Raw genomic sequence first — 12,947 nt, forward strand, 5'->3', positions numbered from 1 at the left:
CGGCGTGCAGCTTACACACCGACGTCCGAATGATGCAAAAATCAGCGGCTTTTAAACCAGCCGAGAAGCCAGACAACGATCCCCGCGCCCATGAGCCCGGTGGGCTGAAGCCCCAGGTCAGGACGGGTAATCATTAACAGCGTACCGCTCAGCATGAAGACAGCCCCTACGCCAAACAGATAGCGGGATTGCCCCTGCCGGACCCGGTTCGCGCCCAATTCGTACGCGATTTTATCAATGCTTCGCTGAAGACTTTTGCCCTGGCGCAAGCTGTCATAGATCAGTTCAGGCATTTCCGGCATTTTTTCAATCCAGAACGGCGCTTTCTCTTTAAACGCACGCACCAGCGCCGGGATCCCAACCTGATCTTTGAGCCATGATTCGAGGAAAGGTTTCGCCGTCTTCCACAAGTCTAACTGAGGATAGAGCTGGCGTCCTACCCCCTCAACGTAAAGTAGTGTTTTCTGAAGTAAAACCAGCTGCGGCTGCACTTCCATATTGAAACGGCGCGCGGTGTTAAACAGATTGAGCAGAACGTGACCGAACGAGATTTCTGCCAGCGGCTTCTCAAAGATAGGCTCGCAGACGGTGCGGATAGCAAATTCAAACTCTTCGACGTTAGTATCCGGCGGCACCCAGCCAGAATCCACATGCAGTTCAGCCACCTTGCGGTAATCGCGGTTGAAGAAGGCGATAAAGTTTTCCGCCAGATAGCGCTTATCATCCTTGTTCAGTGAGCCGACGATGCCGCAGTCGATGCCGATATACTTCGGATTTTCCGGGTGCTCGTAGCTGACAAAAATATTGCCCGGGTGCATGTCCGCATGGAAGAAGCTGTCGCGGAACACCTGAGTGAAGAAGACCTGCACGCCGCGCTCGGCCAGCAGCTTCATGTTGGTATTCTGTTTTTCCAGCGTCTCGATATCCGACACCGGAATGCCGTAAATCCTTTCCATCACCAGCATGTCTTCACGACAGTAGTCGGAATAGACTTCCGGCACGTACAGCATCGGGCTGTCTTCAAAGTTGCGGCGCAGCTGAATGGCGTTAGCCGCTTCACGCAGCAGGTTTAGTTCATCCAGCAGCGTTTTTTCATATTCGCGGACCACTTCCTGAGGGCGTAAACGGCGACCGTCCGGCAGCAGGCGAGGCACCCAACGTGCCAGGCGGTAGATGAGCTTCATATCCGCTTTGATAACCGGCAGGATATCCGGGCGAATCACCTTGATGACCACCTCTTTGCCGTTTTCTTTCAGGCGCGCGGTATGCACCTGGGCGATGGAGGCTGAAGCCAGTGGTTCAACCTGAAAATCGTCAAACCAGCTTTCGACGGGAATATCGCCCATTGATTTTTCGATTTGCTGCTGCGCCAGCCTTCCGTCAAACGGTGCGACGCGATCCTGTAGCATCGCCAGTTGATCGGCAATAAGCGGAGGGAAGAGGTCGCGGCGGGTTGAAAGCATCTGCCCGAATTTGATCCACACCGGGCCAAGCTCCTGCAGCGCCAGGCGCAGGCGTTCGCCTAATGGCTTATCTTTATGGCGGTTAGGCATCCAGAACAGCATCCGCCGCCAGATTCGTAGCGGCAGCGTGATACGCATTTTGGGAATGAGCTCATCAAGCCCGTAACTCAAAAAGGTGTGGATGATAAAATACAGGCGCCGCATTTCCCCTGGCGTCATTTCCCCTCCAGTTTTTCCAGCCTCTTGCTTAACGCTTCCGTCGCACGCTCCACGGCGGCGCATTCTTCAGCAAACCAGGCGACTTCAAGCTGACCTGGCGCCATCCGCCACTCTTCAGTGATGGCCTCAGCCACATAGCGCTGCTGACGCTGCAGGCCCCGCTGCAAAAATTTCGCCCCGCCGCGAAGCACTTTACTGACGCCTTCGGCCGCAATATCACCGGTATAGGGAGCCAGCAGTTCTGCGGGGTCAAACTCGGCTAAATCAGCCAGCGCGACAAAGTTCTGCACCACCTGGAGATCGCCCTGGACTTCAAGATCGCCCGAGCGAATCAGAGTTGTCAGCTGCTGGCGATTACGCAACTGCGGCAGCACGCCGAGGCGGGTGCTGACGGTACAGTCCGCCTCGCCTTCCCAGGCGCTCAACACGTCAATCTGCTGCGCGCTGAATGCCAACACCAGCGGAGAGGTGAACTCTTTAAGCTCAATACGCAACACTTTGCCCAGCAAACGCTGCCGGGCCGGCTGCAGCGCGCGTTCGCGCCACAGAAACGTGTTGAGCGCACCCTCAATGCCTGCGGTGACCAACGGTTGAAAAGGCATGGCGGACTCCTGTCAGAACTTATAGCCGCGATGCAGGGCGACGATACCGGCCGTCAGATTGTAGTAATCGACGTTGTCAAAACCAGCGTCCTGCATCATCGCTTTCAGGGTTTCCTGATCCGGATGCATGCGGATAGATTCCGCCAGATAGCGATAGCTTTCGCCATCTTTTGCCACCACTTCGCCGACTTTCGGCAGCACGTGGAAGGAGTAGGCATCGTAGGCTTTACTCAGCGGCTCGATAATGGGTTTGGAGAATTCCAGCACCAGCAGGCGTCCGCCTGGTTTCAGCACGCGATACATGGAACGCAGCGCTTTATCTTTATCAGTGACGTTACGCAGGCCAAAAGAGATGGTGATGCAATCAAAGGTGTTATCGGGGAACGGCAGTGCTTCAGCGTTGGCCTGAACGTATTCCACATTGCCAATCACGCCAATGTTGCGCAGCTTTTCACGGCCCATCTTGAGCATGGAGGCGTTAATGTCTGCCAGCACCACGTTTCCGGTTTCACCGACGAGGCGTGAGAATTTTGCCGTCAGGTCGCCCGTACCGCCTGCCAGATCCAGCACTTTTTGCCCACGGCGCACGCCGCTGCAGTCGATGGTGAAGCGCTTCCACAAGCGATGGATCCCGAACGACATCAGGTCGTTCATGACATCATATTTAGCGGCAACAGAATGGAATACATGTGCCACCATGTCCTCTTTCTGCGATTTGGCAACCGTCTGGAAGCCAAAGTGCGTCGTTTCCTGTGAATCCTCAACCATCTCAATGCCTGCCTTTGAAGAAAAGATTCCCCGGAGTGTAACAGATTGAGCGCATTTCCCCTACGCCTCAACCGTGCCGCGACACCCGTACAGACGCATCATCAGGCGGCGCGTCCGGCGCGAATAAATTCTCTTCGCTATCATTTAGCGCCTTACGCTCAGCGTCAAAAGCAGCCTCTTCAGCAGTAGCTTGTTCAACCAGTTCCGGATTAATCTCACGCTTCACCTCCACGCCCAAATCGCGGAACGATTCGGCCTGCGCCAGCAGATTTCCACGCCCTGAAGCGAGCTTTTTCATCGCCTGACGATAGTTATCCTGCGCTTTATCGAGCCCCTGGCCAATGGCGGACATATCGTCCACGAACAGGCGCATTTTGTCGTACAGGCGGCTTGCACGGTCGGCAATTTGCTGCGCGTTACGACTCTGATGCTCGTAGCGCCAAAGGTTAGCTATGGTGCGCAGCGCCACCAGCAGCGTGGTGGGGCTGACCAGCATGATGTTGTTCTTCAGCGCTTCAGTAATGAGCTCCGGCTGCCTGTCAATTGCCAGCAGAAAAGCGGGCTCAACCGGAATAAACATCAGCACGTAGTCGAGCGAACGCAGCCCCGGCAGCTGCTGATAGTCTTTACGCCCCAGCAGGCGAATATGGTTGCGAAGAGACGCGATATGCTCCTGAAGCGCCGACTCACGGGAGTATTCATCTTCGGCGTTAAAATAGCGTTCGTAGGCGACCAGGGTCATTTTCGCGTCGATGACCACGTCTTTACCCTGCGGCAGGCGCACAATGACGTCGGGCTGCATACGTGCACGAGCTTCGGTTTCGATGCTGACCTGAGTCTGGTATTCGTACCCTTCCCTCAGTCCGGACGCTTCAAGCACGCGAGTCAGCACGACTTCGCCCCAGTTCCCCTGGGTTTTATTGTCGCCTTTCAGCGCCTTAGTGAGGTTGACGGCTTCCTGCGCCATCTGCGCGTTCAGCTGCTGAAGATTACGAATTTCATGGGCCAGCGTATGGCGCTCCTGCGCCTCTTTACCAAAGCTGTCCTGGACCTGGCGGCGGAAACCATCAAGCTGTTCACGCAGCGGCGTCAGCAAGCCGTGCAGACTTTGGCGATTTTGCTCATCCACTCGGCGATTGCTGTGCTCAAAAATACGGTTAGCGAGGTTTTCAAACTGCTCGCTCAGGCGCTGTTCGCTGTTGACCATCTGGCGGATTTTGTCTTCGGCATGCTGCTGAGTGGATTCAAGACGGGTAGTCACCTCACGCAGATCGGCTTCCAGCGAGGCATTGATATCCCGCAGGCTGCGCAGCTCGTTGTTCAGCAATTCACACTCGTCGCGCCAGTGGGCATGCTGAGCCAGCTGTTGTCTGGCCGCGCTGAGCTCCATTTCCAGCTCGTGGCGATCTTCAAGGAAATCGGCCCGCTGCCTGTCCGCATGGGATTTTGTGGCTAACCAGCCAAACACGCCCCCGACAAGCAGTGCTACCACTGCGCTAATGATGATTGAAATGTCCACCGCTCCCCCTGCGTCAACGACTTACCGGCACAACATAGAATTGTGCTGTATAAACGTCCAGTTGGAAAGGTCTTTCCTGCGAGGCAATACGCAAAAAGAAAGGCCGAACGCGTCGGCCTTTTATCGAAGAGAGGAAAACTACAGCAGACGACGGGCCGCTTCGACCACGATTTTGACCGCGTGGCTTTCCGTTTTCTTCATCGTTTCCGCATTAGGGATTTCTTGCTGGGTGCGGTTGACGATAACGCCCGCAACCATCCCGGCGCGCAGGCCCTGGCTGGAGCACATGGTCAGCAGAGTGGCGGACTCCATCTCGTAGTTCATCACGCCCATCGACTGCCACTCTTCCATGGAGCCTTTGTAACGGCTGACTACGCGACCAGAGAAGGTGTCGTAACGCTCCTGACCCGGATAGAAGGTGTCGGAAGAAGCGGTCACGCCGATATGGGTGGTTGCGCCAACGGATTTCGCCGCTTCGACCAGCGCGGTAGTACAGGCAAAGTCAGCCACCGCCGGGTATTCCATCGGCGCAAAATGCAGGCTTGCGCCATCAAGGCGAACGGATGCGGTCGTCACCAGCACATCACCAACGTTGATGTTTGGCTGAATGGCGCCAGTGGTACCCACGCGCAGGAACGTGCGGATACCAAGCTGAGCCAGTTCTTCCACCGCGATAGAGGTGGACGGGCCGCCGATACCGGTTGAGCAGACGATAACGGGTTTACCATCGAGTTCTGCACGCCAGGAGGTGAATTCACGGTGCGATGCCAGCTTAACCGGCTTATCCATCAGCGCGGCGATCTTTTCCACACGCTCCGGATCACCCGGGACGATCGCGAGCGTTGCCCCTTGTAAATCGTTCTTGGTGAGGCCGAGATGAAAAACATCAGACTTAGACATAAAAAACTCCTCTCTGGATCGGTTTATCAGCAGAAGCAAAAACGCACTTTACCGAAGCTTCAGGCACATTTTAGTGACACCCATCACTATGGATGAAAATGTTTGCATTGATTTTCTTTATAAAAGTGATTTACATCACATTAACAAGCGATAACGATGAGCACTGCACATAAGATAGCCGTTTTCTGGCACTGTGAATCGTCAACCTGCGGACTATATTTACCACTGCGCTAATTATTGGTACGGAGAATGCCATGACTGAAAAAACTGGCTTTGCACCTGCTGCGGCCCCTCACGCCTCGACCATCGTTCACACGCCTGACGATGCTATCGTCGCGGGAGAAACCTCTATTCCTTCCCGCGGCGAGAACATGCCTGCTTATCACGCCCGCCCCAAAAATACCGGCGGCCCGCTGCCGGTGGTCATTGTGGTGCAGGAGATTTTTGGCGTGCATGAACACATTCGCGACGTCTGCCGCCGACTGGCGAACGAAGGCTATCTGGCGATTGCACCTGAGCTCTACTTCCGTCAGGGCGACCCGAACGATTACGCCGATATCCCTACCCTGTTCAGCGAGCTGGTAACGAAGGTGCCGGATGCGCAGGTGCTGTCCGATTTAGATCACGTCGCCAGTTGGGCTTCACGCAACGGCGGTGACGCCAATCGCCTGCTGATCACCGGCTTCTGCTGGGGCGGGCGAATTGCCTGGCTCTATGCCGCCCACAACCCGCAACTGAAGGCTGCGGTGGCCTGGTACGGCAAACTGGTGGGCGAAAAGTCCCTGAATTCCCCCAAGCATCCGGTTGATGTCGCCACTGACCTCACCGCCCCGGTGCTTGGCCTGTATGGCGGGCAGGACACGGGTATTTCACTTGAGAGCGTGGAGACCATGCGCCAGGCGCTGCGGGCCGCCAATGCGAAAGCCGAGATCGTCGTCTACCCGGATGCCGGGCACGCGTTTAATGCAGATTATCGCCCGAGCTACCATGAAGAATCCGCCAAAGATGGCTGGCAGCGTATGCTGGCGTGGTTCAGCCAGTACGGCGATAAAAAAGCGTAAAAAAAGCCCGGTGGCGGTTACGCCTTACCGGGCCTGGGATGATTTCAACGTCCTTGTAGGCCGGGCAAGCAATGGCGTCGCCCGGCAATTCATCTCCACTACGCGTGACGCAAATTCTGCGCCGCCTGCACCATGTTCGCCAGTGCAGCGCGGGTTTCAGGCCAGCCGCGCGTTTTCAGACCGCAGTCCGGGTTCACCCACAGGCGTTCGGCCGGAATACGCTGAGCGGCTTTCTTCAGCAACGCTTCAATCCATTCCACGCTTGGCACGTTCGGGGAGTGAATGTCGTACACGCCCGGCCCAATTTCGTTCGGGTAGTCAAACTCTTCAAACGATTCAAGCAGTTCCATATCAGAGCGTGAGGTTTCAATAGTGATCACGTCCGCATCCAGCGCCGCGATAGAATCCATAATGTCGTTGAATTCGCAGTAGCACATGTGTGTATGGATTTGCGTTTCGTCTTTCGCCACGGCGGCGTTGATGCGGAAAGCTTCCACGCCCCATTGCAGATACGCCGCCCAGTCGCTGTGCTTAAGCGGCAGGCCTTCGCGCAGGGCCGGTTCGTCAATCTGAATAATGCCGATACCTGCGGCTTCCAGATCCGCCACTTCGTCACGCAGCGCCAGCGCGATCTGCTTAGCGATAGTTTCACGGCTCACGTCTTCGCGCGGGAAGGACCAGCAGAGAATGGTTACCGGGCCCGTCAGCATGCCTTTAACCGGTTTGTCAGTCAGAGACTGCGCATACTTCGCCCATTCAACGGTGATGGCTTCAGGGCGGCTGATGTCGCCGATCACCACAGGCGGCTTCACGCAGCGGGAGCCGTAGCTCTGCACCCAGCCGTTTTGGGTAAAGACGAAGCCGTCGAGGTGTTCGCCAAAGTATTCCACCATGTCGTTACGCTCTGCTTCACCGTGCACCAGCACGTCCAGACCTAAGCGTTCCTGCTCGGCAATCGCCTGTTTGATATGTTCAGCGATCCCGGTGCGATAGTTATTGGCATCCAGCGCGCCTTTTTTGAAGTCCAGGCGCAGGCCGCGAATCTCAGTGGTCTGCGGGAAAGAGCCGATAGTCGTTGTCGGCCAGGCTGGCAGCCTGAAACGTGCGCGCTGCGCTTCAGCACGGACTTCGTACGCATTTTCGCGCTGGCTGTCTTTTGCGGTGATCGCCGCCAGACGCTGCTCTACCGCCGCATTATGCACGCGGGTGGAGTGACGGCGAGCCTGAATCGGCGCGCTCCATTCTGTGATGGCTTTAGTATCACCACTGTTCAGCGCATCTCGCAGCAGGGCCAGCTCTTCGCATTTTTGCAGGGCAAAGGCAAACCAGCTCTTCACTTCTGCATCCAGGCGGGTTTCCACGCTGAGATCGATCGGGCTATGCAGCAAAGAACAAGAAGAAGCCACCCACAGATCGCGTTTGCCGACGATGTCCTTAATTTGCGTATATTTCTCCGTCAGATCGGCACGCCAGACGTTACGGCCGTTTACCAGGCCCGCAGAGAGCAGCCAGTCAGCAGGCAGACGCTTGTGCAGCTCAGACACGTCATCTTTACCATGCACCAGATCGACATGCAGGCCCTGCACCGGCAGCGCGGTGATGGTGTCCAGATTTGGCGTCACGCCTTCGAAATAGGTCGTCAGCAGCTGTTTTGTTTTGCCCTGCAATGCGTCATACGCAGGCTGGAAGGCGTCGAGCCATGGGCGCGGGAGTTCCAGCACCAGGATTGGCTCGTCGATTTGCACCCATTCCACGCCGCGTTTTGCCAGCTCCGCCAGCACCTGCTGGTAAACCGGGAGAATATCTTTCAGGAGGCTCAGGCGGTCAAACTGTTCACCTTTCACTTTACCCAGCCACAGATACGTCACCGGGCCAAGCAGCACAGGCTTCACCTTGTGGCCGAGCGCCAGCGCTTCGTCCACTTCATCCAGCAGCTGTGTCCACGTCAGTTTGAATTCCTGACCTTTGGTGAATTCCGGCACCATATAGTGATAGTTGGTGTTAAACCACTTAGTCATTTCAGCGGCTGCGGCTGGTTCGCCGGTTGGCGCACGACCGCGACCGATGCGGAACAGAGTGTCGATATCCACTGAGCCGTCTTTGTTCTGATGACGAGCCGGCACGTTGCCCAGTAGCAGGCTGGTGGTCAGAACATGGTCGTACCAGGCGAAATCGCCCACCGGCAGTAAATCCACACCGGCGTCTTTCTGCTGTTGCCAGTGACGGGTGCGCAGCTCACGCCCGGTGTTCAGCAGCTCTTCACGGGAAATGTTGCCTGCCCAGTAGCTTTCCTGAGCTTTTTTCAGCTCGCGGCGCAGACCAACGCGAGGAAATCCGAGGGTATGGTTTTTGATAGTCATGTCGTTGCCCCTTGAGGAAATTTGTTATTTGGACGTCCAGATGTTTACACATCCATAATTGGCGGTTACTGTATATTCCTCAAGCGCAACATTTTCATGCCGAAGTGAAGGACTTTCATGATCGAGATTAAACACCTGAAAACGCTGCAGGCGTTGCGGAACAGCGGCTCGCTTGCGGCAGCAGCGGCAATGCTGCACCAGACGCAGTCGGCGCTTTCACACCAGTTCAGCGATCTGGAACAGCGCCTTGGCTTCCGGCTGTTCGTACGTAAAAGCCAGCCGCTGCGCTTTACGCCGCAGGGCGAGATCCTTTTGCAGTTGGCGAATCAGGTATTGCCGCAAATCGGCCGTGCTTTACAGGCCTGCAATGAACCGCAGCAAACGACTCTGCGTATCGCCATTGAGTGCCACAGCTGCATTCAGTGGCTGACGCCCGCGCTGGAGAACTTCCGCGCAGCCTGGCCGCAGGTGGAGATGGATTTCAAATCCGGCGTGACGTTCGACCCACAGCCAGCCCTTCAGCAGGGCGAGCTGGATGTTGTGCTGACCTCCGACATCCTGCCGCGCAGTGGCCTGCACTATTCGTCGATGTTCGATTATGAAGTGCGTCTTGTGCTGGCCCCGGAGCACCCGCTGGCGTCACGAACCCGTATTACGCCGGAAGATATCGCCAGCGAAACGCTGCTGATCTACCCGGTGCAGCGCCAACGGCTTGATATCTGGCGGCACTTTCTGCAACCAGCAGGCGTCAGCCCGTCGCTGAAGAGCGTCGATAACACGCTGCTGCTGATTCAGATGGTAGCGGCGCGGATGGGCATTGCGGCTCTGCCGCACTGGGTGGTGGAAAGTTTTGAGCGCCAGGGTCTGGTGGTCACCAAAACCCTGGGCGAAGGTCTGTGGAGCCGGCTGTATGCTGCGGTGCGCGACGGCGAGCAGCGCCAGCCGGTAACGGAAGCGTTTATTCGCTCAGCGCGGAACCACGCCTGCGATCATCTGCCGTTTGTGCGGAACGCGGAGCGACCCAATGGCGATGGACCCACAGTGAAGCCACAATCACCAGCGCCCCTGTGATAAAGCTCGGCCAGTGCGGCTGCTGTTGCCAGATGGCGAAATTCACCAGCAGCCCGGCAGGCACGTGCATGTTATTCATGATGCCAAGCGTGCCGGCGTCCACCTGCGTGGCGCCATAGTTCCACATAAAGTAGCCAATCCCGGAAGCCACCACGCCGAGCCACACCAGAATGCCCCACTGTAGCCCCGTCGTCGGCAGCTTTTGCGGATTCCCCAGCGTAAACCACGCCACCAGCGCCACAAGAAATGCCCCCATGTAGAACCACGCGAAAGCGTTATGCTGCGGCATCGGGTGAATCTCCATCAGGCGTTTGTACCCCACCATACCGATAGCAAAAGTGATATTGGAGAGCTGTACCAGCAGCAGGCCCGTCCAGAAATGCGGGCTAATGTGATCATAGCGAATGATGGCTGCGCCAATCACCGCGAGCCCCGCGCTCAGCAGGTAGCCCCAGCGCAGCCGACGCTTGCTGATTAAGTCATAAATCAGCGTGATATAGAGCGGCGTCAGCACGGTAAACAGCAGGAATTCAGAAACGGTCAGGTAGAGATAGGCGCGGAACGCCAGCAGATACATGATGCCGAGCTGCATCGCGCCCACCAGCATATACAGCACCAGCACCCGCAGCGACTGACCACGGGCGCGCAGGAACGGTAAAAACACCAGCGCCGCCAGGGCCACGCGGACCAGCACGGAGAAAACGCTGTCGACGCTGCCCGCCAGGTATTCGCCAATCAGGCTGAAGGAGAATGCCCACAGCACGGTGGTGATAATCAATAATGCCACGATGAAACTCTCTGAGGTGAGTGAGCGCTCATTGTAGCGGAGTCCCCGGTTGACAACTGAACAAATGACAAGCAACCACGCCTTATGCCAGCCTTTTCCCAAAATAAAATAGGGTCGATTACTGATAGTTAAATGAATCGCCACGAATAATCTAAATAGCTGCGCCGAATGCCGCTACAGTTGGCTGTGTAGCACTATTCCGCGCAGCTATTCAGGATTCGAGTCACTGTAAGTCGTATCGCTGAAGGTATTGAGTGACACACCAGTAAGCCGCCCTGACGGCCCGATTACTATCATATCTGTCAGCCGCTGTTACCTCGCAATCATTACGTCCACTAAAAATCCTCTAATTAACTGAATGTATTGACAATAAAATATCCACAATATTTAAATGGTCTAATGAACCTTGTAGCCAGAGATTTATCAGGACAGGGGCTGAACCATAGCCTCCGGATTTCAGACAAAAGGAAGTCACATGGCAATCATCCCAGCGTACTACAAAGATGGCATACCTTATGATTCGAATGGTAAAGCCATCGTCTCTCCCTCCGGTAATCCTCTCCCCGAAAAGGAACCACTTGTCATCAGCCTCGGTGACGGAAAATATAAGTTCAGGTCAAAGAAAAAAGCCTGCTACCAGATGTACTTTCAGGCTCTGGGCATGCAGTGGGTGATGGACAGGGATGACGGAAAAGGTGTGGCGATGTGCTACGCCACTGACACTGAAAAGCACGTTGCGATTAACCTGATGACCGGACAGATGCCCGTTCCTGAATTTACTCCGGAACAGGCTCAGGGCGCCATATCGCTACTGGGCGGGCCCGGCATACTGGCCCTGAACAGTGGGCAGGAAGGAATACAGTTCGCAGTAGCCGGCGATGGCGTCATGGGCATTGCAGGAGAGCTTTTATCCACTCTGGCTGCGGCCATCAGCCGGGCAGTTTCCCTGCTGACAGCCAGCACGGCAGGGCCGATGGTGGCAGCGGCATCAACGATTCTGTTCTCACCCTCAGCAGGCCAGGGCAGCGACCGGATACCCGGTCGCGACGTTGAAGCCATGGTCGCGATGAATGCCCGGATGATGGTGGAAAAGAGGGTTTCCATTGAGCCAGGGACACCGACCGTTAATTTGCCGATTCGTGGCGCACTGATTAACCAGGACGGTCAGATGGCACTGACGCTGATAAAAACGGGCGAAGGTGCCCCATCAGAGGTCCTCGTACTGGAATCTGTGCGCGATACATCGACGGGTCTGGATGTCATAACACTGCCGGCGATGGGCGGGGAGCCATCGAGGACTATACTGATTAACCCGGTACCCGCCCCGTCGACTCCTTCTGATACGGGAAACCAGGCTCCCGCTCCGGTTATACCCCAGCATACCGGAACGGCAGTAAAGCCGGTAGACACTATAACCGTAACCACATTTCCGGGGGCAGACGCACAGGAGCTGTATGATTTTATCTACTGGCGCCCGGATGCAGCGGGGACCGGGGTTGAACCTGTCTATGTAATCATAAGCCGCGCCCGCGATATGGAGGGGACGGTGACGGGACGGGGGCAAACTGTAGGGGATAACTGGCTTTACGAAGCAGGCAAAGGTACGGGAGTACCCATTCCAGCCCAGATTACTGAGAAACTGCGTGGGCGTAAATTTGCGAATTTTGATGCGTTCAGGAGAGCCTTCTGGACGGAAGCAGGGAAAGATCCAGATCTACTTAAGCAACTCAAAAGTCAAAACAAGACGAGCGTTAAAAATGGCAAGTCACCATTTGTTCCTGTATCAGAGCGAGTTGGAGGACGTCGACGTTTTGAACTTCACCATGTTAATTTGATTAAAGATAATGGCGCAGTGTATGACATTGATAATATTCGCGTGATAACTCCTAAGCGTCATATCGAGATCCATAAAGAAGGTAAGTGAGATGAAAAAGAACACGATTTCTGATTATAACGAAGCTGAGTTTCTGGAATTTGTCAGAAAAATTTGCCGAGCAGAAGGGGCCACGGAAGAGGATGATGACAAATTAGTCGATGAATTTGAGCGATTAACTGAGCATCCAGACGGTTCTGATCTTATTTATTATCCAAGAGATGATCGTGAAGACAGTCCTGAGGGGATCGTAAAAGAAGTTAAGGAATGGCGAGCCAAAAACGGCAAGCCGGGATTTAAACAGTGCTGATGCCTACGGCTAAA

General features: G+C 55.6%; 11 protein-coding genes. 4 read left to right on the plus strand and 7 right to left on the minus strand.

Annotation, left to right across the window (positions count from 1 at the left end; all coding sequences use genetic code 11):
- Positions 1–41 precede the first annotated feature (41 nt).
- The 5 genes from ubiB to udp all read right to left on the minus strand — a co-directional run bounded on the left by ubiB (position 42) and on the right by udp (position 5,471).
- Positions 42–1,682 (minus strand): ubiquinone biosynthesis regulatory protein kinase UbiB, encoded by a 1,641-nt coding sequence (gene ubiB, locus AB1287_RS16670; RefSeq protein ID WP_312628818.1) that lies wholly within the window; start codon positions 1,680–1,682, stop codon positions 42–44.
- Entirely contained in the window at positions 1,679–2,284 is a 606-nt protein-coding gene (gene ubiJ / locus AB1287_RS16675) for a ubiquinone biosynthesis protein UbiJ (protein WP_312628817.1), read from the minus strand. The genes ubiB and ubiJ overlap by 4 nt, the downstream gene beginning before the upstream one ends.
- A gap of 12 nt (positions 2,285–2,296) precedes the next feature.
- Complete coding sequence (ubiE, locus tag AB1287_RS16680; protein ID WP_312628816.1) at positions 2,297–3,052, minus strand: bifunctional demethylmenaquinone methyltransferase/2-methoxy-6-polyprenyl-1,4-benzoquinol methylase UbiE; 756 nt, start codon at positions 3,050–3,052, stop codon at positions 2,297–2,299.
- A gap of 67 nt (positions 3,053–3,119) precedes the next feature.
- Positions 3,120–4,571 carry a DNA recombination protein RmuC gene (gene rmuC / locus AB1287_RS16685; protein ID WP_435618485.1) on the minus strand — a complete coding sequence of 484 codons (1,452 nt, stop codon included), beginning with the start codon at positions 4,569–4,571 and terminating at the stop codon, positions 3,120–3,122.
- Positions 4,572–4,709: 138 nt separating this feature from the next.
- Positions 4,710–5,471, minus strand: coding sequence for a uridine phosphorylase (gene udp, locus AB1287_RS16690; RefSeq protein ID WP_312628813.1), 762 nt, complete (start codon positions 5,469–5,471; stop codon positions 4,710–4,712).
- A 254-nt stretch (positions 5,472–5,725) separates the two neighbouring features.
- Here udp and AB1287_RS16695 point away from each other — a divergent pair, with 254 nt between their 5' ends.
- The gene (locus tag AB1287_RS16695) at positions 5,726–6,532 is read left to right on the plus strand and encodes a dienelactone hydrolase family protein (RefSeq protein ID WP_312628812.1); all 807 of its coding nucleotides are present in this window, start codon (positions 5,726–5,728) and stop codon (positions 6,530–6,532) included.
- 98 nt (positions 6,533–6,630) lie between these two features.
- On the opposite strand, the gene metE is transcribed toward AB1287_RS16695, so the two are convergent.
- Positions 6,631–8,892: a 5-methyltetrahydropteroyltriglutamate--homocysteine S-methyltransferase gene (metE, locus tag AB1287_RS16700; protein WP_435618486.1), complete on the minus strand. Its 2,262-nt coding sequence runs from the start codon at positions 8,890–8,892 to the stop codon at positions 6,631–6,633.
- 117 nt (positions 8,893–9,009) lie between these two features.
- On the opposite strand from metE, the gene metR reads away from it, so the two are divergent.
- On the plus strand, positions 9,010–9,963 hold the full coding sequence (metR, locus tag AB1287_RS16705) for an HTH-type transcriptional regulator MetR (RefSeq protein WP_435618487.1): 954 nt from the start codon (positions 9,010–9,012) through the stop codon (positions 9,961–9,963).
- Here metR and AB1287_RS16710 read toward each other — a convergent pair.
- Positions 9,851–10,750: a carboxylate/amino acid/amine transporter gene (locus tag AB1287_RS16710; protein WP_435618488.1), complete on the minus strand. Its 900-nt coding sequence runs from the start codon at positions 10,748–10,750 to the stop codon at positions 9,851–9,853. The genes metR and AB1287_RS16710 overlap by 113 nt on opposite strands.
- 475 nt (positions 10,751–11,225) lie before the next feature.
- On the opposite strand from AB1287_RS16710, the gene AB1287_RS16715 reads away from it, so the two are divergent.
- Entirely contained in the window at positions 11,226–12,674 is a 1,449-nt protein-coding gene (locus tag AB1287_RS16715; RefSeq protein WP_435618489.1) for an S-type pyocin domain-containing protein, read from the plus strand.
- A 1-nt stretch (position 12,675) separates the two neighbouring features.
- The gene (locus tag AB1287_RS16720; protein ID WP_435618490.1) at positions 12,676–12,933 is read left to right on the plus strand and encodes a bacteriocin immunity protein; all 258 of its coding nucleotides are present in this window, start codon (positions 12,676–12,678) and stop codon (positions 12,931–12,933) included.
- Positions 12,934–12,947 lie beyond the last annotated feature (14 nt).

Origin of the sequence: Scandinavium sp. UTDF21-P1B (assembly GCF_040750395.1) — a bacterium.
In the GTDB taxonomy this organism is placed as follows: Bacteria; Pseudomonadota; Gammaproteobacteria; order Enterobacterales; family Enterobacteriaceae; genus Scandinavium.

Excerpts from the sequence above, each read along its gene's own strand:
- ubiB (WP_312628818.1), bottom strand. The coding sequence starts at position 1,682 with ATGACGCCAGGGGAAATGCGGCGCCTGTATTTTATCATCCACACCTTT.
- ubiJ (WP_312628817.1), bottom strand. The coding sequence starts at position 2,284 with ATGCCTTTTCAACCGTTGGTCACCGCAGGCATTGAGGGTGCGCTCAAC.
- ubiE (WP_312628816.1), bottom strand. The coding sequence starts at position 3,052 with ATGGTTGAGGATTCACAGGAAACGACGCACTTTGGCTTCCAGACGGTT.
- udp (WP_312628813.1), bottom strand. The coding sequence starts at position 5,471 with ATGTCTAAGTCTGATGTTTTTCATCTCGGCCTCACCAAGAACGATTTA.
- AB1287_RS16695 (WP_312628812.1), top strand. The coding sequence starts at position 5,726 with ATGACTGAAAAAACTGGCTTTGCACCTGCTGCGGCCCCTCACGCCTCG.
- metE (WP_435618486.1), bottom strand. The coding sequence starts at position 8,892 with ATGACTATCAAAAACCATACCCTCGGATTTCCTCGCGTTGGTCTGCGC.
- metR (WP_435618487.1), top strand. The coding sequence starts at position 9,010 with ATGATCGAGATTAAACACCTGAAAACGCTGCAGGCGTTGCGGAACAGC.
- AB1287_RS16715 (WP_435618489.1), top strand. The coding sequence starts at position 11,226 with ATGGCAATCATCCCAGCGTACTACAAAGATGGCATACCTTATGATTCG.
- AB1287_RS16720 (WP_435618490.1), top strand. The coding sequence starts at position 12,676 with ATGAAAAAGAACACGATTTCTGATTATAACGAAGCTGAGTTTCTGGAA.